This is a genomic window from Breznakia blatticola (assembly GCF_004365815.1).
GTDB classification, from domain to species: Bacteria; Bacillota_I; Bacilli_A; order Erysipelotrichales; family Erysipelotrichaceae; genus Breznakia; species Breznakia blatticola.
Genome location: NZ_SODD01000070.1, coordinates 1 through 6,326 on the forward strand (window position 1 = coordinate 1; position 6,326 = coordinate 6,326).

A 6,326-nucleotide genomic window follows, 5' to 3' on the forward strand; every position below is an offset into this window, starting at 1 on the left:
ACCTTCCTTATTTTTATATGGTAATCTTACATTTCAATGTATCATCATACATGTAACAATCTAAGTTAGGTGCGCATCGGTTGAATTAAGCCAAATTATTTTAACTTTTATTATTCTTTTTCACAATTACAGAATATTGAAATAGGGTAGAGGGAAAGTAATTTCTTTCGCCCCTCCCGTTGCACCGTACGTACGGTTCTTGTATACGACGCTACATATGTATTAATCACGACTATCTCAGATAGTACTGAAGAGGATTGACCAACCCTGGTCGATCCTTTTGCTTTACTGCTAGAATTGTTGGATTTAGAATGAAGTTCACCACATCCATTCCACATCTTCGATACCAACCTAACCTTGAGTTTGCAACCTTAAAAATGTCTTCATGTTTGAAACTAAAGCGTTGTACTCGGTTTAATCTTTGTAGATTTATATAGATTCGTTTTGGTATCTTCCATTGCTTTATGATTATGACTCTTATCTTGTGTCGTAACCATCCTCCAAATTCCTCAAGAAACGTTTTCATACTTCCAATGCGAAAGTAGTTTATCCATCCCCTTACGATTTGATTTACTCTAGTAAATGTGATTGCTAATGGTTTTGATGCTGCATGTTTTCTAAGGAGTACTTCCTTTAGTTTTGCATATAGATTTGCTTTCCTATCATTGGTAGGTTTGCATTTCCATTTTGGACCATTTTTGAAAAACGTAAATCCTAGAAATTGACTTCTTGTTGGTCTTACGATTTTCGTTTTCCTTGCGTTCACTTTCAAGAATAACTTTCTTTCTAGCCACGATGTGATTGACTTCATTACTCTATTTGCTGCCATTTCACTCTTTACGAATATGTTACAGTCATCGGCATATCTTACGAATCGCAAACCTCTTTCTTCCAGTTCCTTATCAAATGCATCTAAATAGATATTTGATAGGACTGGACTTAAAGGACCACCTTGTGGTACTCCTTCGTGGCTTGGACTTGTTAGCCCTTTTTCCATGATTCCTGCACGCAAGAATGAACGTATCAAATGTAGTACTTCTTTTTCATTCACTCGCTCTCTAAGTTTTGAGATTAATTTATCATGATTTACTTTGTCAAAATACTTTTCAATATCCATGTCTATGACCCATTCGTACCCTTCATTGAGATATTCAAGTACATTCTCCATAGCGTCATGTGCACTTCTTCCTGGACGAAAACCGAAACTATGCTCGCTAAAACATGGTTCATAGATTTCACTTAGTTTTTGTGCAACTGCTTGTTGAATAACTCTATCTACTACTGTAGGTATTCCTAATGGTCTTTGCTTACCATTTGCTTTTGGTATATAGACTCTTCTTACTGGCATCGGCTGATATTTCATCTGTATAACGGATTTGATAATCTCTTTTCCATTTTCATTAAAATATCCATCAATTTCACTCACTGTCATCTTGTCGATTCCTGGTGCGCCTTTGTTACTTTTGACTTTCCTGATTGCCTTTTCTACATTTTTGTCAGTAAACATTTCTTCAATCAATCTCATTCGCTGTTCCTCCTCTACTTGTAGATATATTCAAAATCATCCCCGTTACCTTTCCAATCAATGATTACGTTTCACTGCTCTTTGGTATCCTCATTTTCGGACTATTTGAATATTGCTCATAGTGATTCACACTATACATACATTAGGTCCTTCATTGTCTAGGCTTGATAACTACTATGACCTCAGCTGACTTCTTACGGTAAACCTTTTTCGATCGGCCCGTTTAACGATTACTGTATTAAAGCGCTCGTGCTTATCCGTCCGTAAGACCTCCCAGGGTAAGATACATATCTTTTTCACTTTCACAACCTCTTGATTTACTGTCTTGGTTTACGTTTACCCTTTGGACTTCGGTTTGTTAGGCACCCTCATCCACCATTTAGCCTTATATCAAGTTTCTGTTCGTAGGCTCGAAAGACTTGCTACACCACTTCCTTCACCCCGTCGTCACCGACTTCGGCTTGTGGTTCACTACGCTTAGCGGTAACACTTGCGGTTGGACTTTCACCAACTAGATATGTACCATGCCTGGCACACCCTAAAAAAGGAACTTATAAGCGCTACATAAGTTCCTTTAATTATCCTAATAATCTAATATCTTAGTGTGTGTGTTTAATAAGGAATGAATAGATTTTAGGGAATGAGAGGGTGAATTATTAAGAATTGCATGCCTTCTTAAACACCTCTCAGTAATAGGAGTATTACGCACACAAAAGGTTGGATAAATAAAAAACCTCATTTGAGGTTTTTTATTGGTTATTTACTGTATTTCTTTCTTCTGAAGAAAATAAATAATGCTGTTAATGATGATAAACCAACAAGAATAAACAATGTTGAAACATTTGTAGAATCTCCAGTTTGTACAACAGCAAATGTTTCTGTATTTTCTCCAGTAAATACTGGTTCTTTACTTGCTAGATTTGTTGGGGTTTCATTATCTTTTATTGGTGGTTTACTATGTGTTTTTGGTTCAACTTTCTCAACATCTTTTTCCCATTTTGCATAAAGTGTTACAGGTTCAGCATATGTTGAAGGAATTGATGTAATTTCGTTTTTGAATTCAGCATCACTATGCCATCCTTTAAATGTATAACCTATTTTTGTTGGTTCTTTGAATGATTCGACTCCTGTACCAAAGGCATACTCATTTGGATTCGCTTCCGCATTTATTCCTCCATCTATATTATATTTAATTGGATATTGATTAGGAGTCCATTTTGCAACAAAAGTGATTGTTCTTCCTGCCATTTCATGAATACTTAATCCTTTTTTTTCTGCATACTCGTACGGCTTCATTGAATCAAAATCCCATAACTCACCATCTGACCATTCCCATCCAACAAATGTATAACCATACTTTGTTGGGCTTGCAACTTTTGTTACATTTGTAGCTTGATTTATTCTTTGATTAGAAATAGTCGAACTCACTTCACCACCATTTGCGTCAAAATGAACATCAATCAAATATTCCCATTGATATGTATCTGGAATAGACCCATCATATTGACCCATAAACTCATCAGAAGAACTATATATATTACCTGTAGTTAAACCTACCCATTTTCCTGTAATTGCATCACTTGTCAAAACAGCCGAAAGCCAACTATTTTTTTCAATAAATCTTGTTTTCTCATTTAATTTAATTGTATGAAGATTATTATCAGAAAGAAACATGTAGGACATTTCTTTTGCATTTTTTGTATTAAATCCCGATAAGTCTAAGTGTGTTAAACTATGGCATGCGCTAAACATAGCATACATTTTTTTTACATTTTCTGTATTAAATCCCGATAAGTCTAGATATGTTAAGCTACTACACTTTTCAAACATAAAGGACATTTCTGTTACATTTTTTGTATTAAATCCTGATAAGTCTAAGTGTGTTAAACTATTGCATTCGCTAAACATAGCATACATATTTGTTACGTTTTCTGTATTCCATTCAGATACGTTCAAGTTTGTTAAACTATGGCATTCGCTAAACATACCAAACATATTTGTTACATTTTCTGTATTCCATTTAGATGTGTCCAAGTTTGTTAAACCACTGCACCCTTTAAACATACAATCCATATCTGTTACATTTTCTGTATTAAATCCCGATACATCTAAGTAATTTAAGCTACTGCATCCACTAAACATGCTCCTCATATTTGTTACACTATCTGTATCTAACCCCAATACATTTAAGTCCGTTAAACTTCTGCACCCACCAAACATACTTGTCATAGTTGTAACACTTTTTGAATTCCATTCGGATATATCCAAGTTAGTTAAACCGTTGCACCCATTATACATAAAAGACATATCTGTTACATTTTCTGTATTCCATTCGGATACGTCCAAATTTGTTAAACTTTTGCAATTATGAAACATAACATACATATTTGTTACATTTTTTGTATTCCATTTAGATACGTCCAAATTCGTTAAACTATTGCATCCTTGAAACATAGCAGACATATCTGTTACATTTTTTGTATTCCATTTAGATACGTCCAAATTTGTTAAACTATCGCATCCTTGAAACATAGCAGACATATCTATTACATTTTCTGTATCCCAATTAGATACATCTATCAAAGTTAACTTACCACATAGAGAAAACATTCCACTAAGATTTATATTTTCACCATTAAAAGTGAAATGTTCAGCTCCTTCTACAATTTCTAAAGTATTGTAGTTTCGAAACATGTTATATCCATTTTGGATATTTACAGGACCTTCAACTTTTATCTTTTTTACTTTATTACTATAAATTGAAAAGTTGGAAGGTGATCCCAAATTCTCACTTCTTGCTTTTAACTCTCCACTCCCTAGCACCAGCTCACCATCATCATACAATACCCAATCAACTCCATGTTTTCCTTTTTTAGTTATTGTCCGTGTTTCTTCACCAGTTGTTACTGATGTTACAGGTATACTTAACGTTGTTGTAGTAACAGACGTTACAAAAGCAGATTCTTTATCATACTCTTCTTGTTCTCCATTCTCAGTTACTTCTTCAGAAGTTTCTTCAATTGTTTCTTCTGTTTCTGTAACTTCAACCTCTTCCGTCACTTCTGTAATTTCATCTGGGTTTTCAACATGTTGTTCTACATTGGTAAACCCTGTCCCAACTAGAAATAAACTACTAATCAAACATATCATAAAATTTCTTTTTGCCTTATTCATATTTTCCTCCATCTATATTTACACTTTTTCTTTTTCATTTATTCAATTTCCTTTTACTAGATTTACGTAATCCTCTGCATATTACACCTCCACACACATGTCTATGTTCACCAAAAGGAGTTATTTTACTCCAAAAGGTTTGATAGTTTCTTAAATTTCAAACTTAAATACATTCTCATTTCCTTTTTCATCAACTAATAAAACCTCTAAGAAACCATTAAATTCACCATATAACTTGTGACTTCCTGGAAGTTTAATTCTTTCCCCATTATGTAGTACATATGATTTACTATAATCAATATGATTTTTTGCTTGTTGTATTTCAAAATATATGAAATCATCACTATATTTAACAGATTTTACAGTTGGTATATCATTATCAATACTATTTATATAGAAAACTTGTTCATCAGCACCTACTTGGATACTATATTTTCCGTTTTCTTTAGCATAGAAGTATATAAAGTTACTAGAAACAGAGTATTTAAGTTCCTTATCATCCTTCTTGACATATATTTCATTACTTGCATAGTTATCATATAAATAAATTCGTACCTCAATTGGGCCAGCAATTGGATTTGGATTGAATTTTATACTTTCAATATTTTTGTCTAGATTTGGTCGTTTATAAACTGAGATATCTTCAGTTTGCAGCATACAAGTTTTGTTATCTTTTTTAAGTACAGTAGAATCAGATAGAGACCATATATTATTAGGATAGAGAAGTTGAGGTAATAGTATCGCGCTAACAGTTAAACAAGCTAAAATTAGACTAAGTTGCTCAATATTACTAATTATATGAGTTACTGTTTGAACCACACTTTGAATAAATGATGTATCTTTTAATACAACTTCGTTCTCTAAAGTTAATGTAGAATACTCCTTTTGCATCTCAACAAAAAGAAGGGGTGGCGAGCTGATACTTAAATATTTATCTGGTTTATATCCTTGTTCTTCAAGATCCGCCTTTACAATCTTTCGTATTTCATATATCCGACTTTTTACTAATGCGGGCTTTATATCTAATGTGTCTGCAATCTCTTGCATTGAAAAGCTACTTAAAAATTTTAACTCTGCCGTTTCTTTATATGTTTCGCTTAGTTTTTGAAAAGAAGACAGGACAGCATTTAATATGCTTGAATTGGAGAATGCTTTTTCTGGGTCATCAGGAGCAATAACTACATCTTCGATACTGTAATTTTCATTTGGTTGAATAATCCTATCTTTTGCACGCTGTTTTGCTTTACATTCATTTCCAGCAATAGTAAAAAGCCAAAAATGAAATGAATCTACATTCCGTAATTGGTTAATTTTCTCATATACGATTGTTATTGTGTCTTGCACTACTTCTTCAGCATCATGGTGATTCCGAAGAATTGAAAGTGCATAATAAAATAAAGGACCTTTATAAAAATTATAGATTTCGTCCAAAGCACTAGTATCCCCATTTTGCAATCTTAAAACAACTGAAACATCAATACGATTATTCATTTTTTCCTCCACATACACACACATTTGTTCTTTTACATAAGAAGACAAACTATCATATGTCAAGTAAAGAATGATATTGGCATATAAATAGGTGATTGTCTTAGTTTAGAGGTGAATCCTCTATAAAAACTTCAAT

Annotated in this window: 3 protein-coding genes; all 3 read right to left on the reverse strand. The window is 33.1% G+C overall.

Features of this window, described 5'->3' with window-relative positions:
- Window positions 1-232 precede the first annotated feature (232 nt).
- Window positions 233-1,525: a group II intron reverse transcriptase/maturase gene (gene ltrA, locus EDD63_RS11190; RefSeq protein ID WP_134171398.1), complete on the reverse strand. Its 1,293-nt coding sequence runs from the start codon at window positions 1,523-1,525 to the stop codon at window positions 233-235.
- A gap of 756 nt (window positions 1,526-2,281) precedes the next feature.
- The gene (locus EDD63_RS11195; RefSeq protein WP_166667640.1) at window positions 2,282-4,699 is read right to left on the reverse strand and encodes a BspA family leucine-rich repeat surface protein; all 2,418 of its coding nucleotides are present in this window, start codon (window positions 4,697-4,699) and stop codon (window positions 2,282-2,284) included.
- Window positions 4,700-4,849: 150 nt separating this feature from the next.
- Window positions 4,850-6,190 carry an RNA polymerase sigma factor gene (locus EDD63_RS11200; protein WP_166667641.1) on the reverse strand — a complete coding sequence of 447 codons (1,341 nt, stop codon included), beginning with the start codon at window positions 6,188-6,190 and terminating at the stop codon, window positions 4,850-4,852.
- Window positions 6,191-6,326: the final 136 nt, after the last annotated feature.

What these genes read in the sequence shown, in the direction of transcription:
- ltrA (WP_134171398.1), bottom strand. Translation starts at nt 1,525, where the DNA reads ATGAGATTGATTGAAGAAATGTTTACTGACAAAAATGTAGAAAAGGCA.
- EDD63_RS11195 (WP_166667640.1), bottom strand. Translation starts at nt 4,699, where the DNA reads ATGAATAAGGCAAAAAGAAATTTTATGATATGTTTGATTAGTAGTTTA.
- EDD63_RS11200 (WP_166667641.1), bottom strand. Translation starts at nt 6,190, where the DNA reads ATGAATAATCGTATTGATGTTTCAGTTGTTTTAAGATTGCAAAATGGG.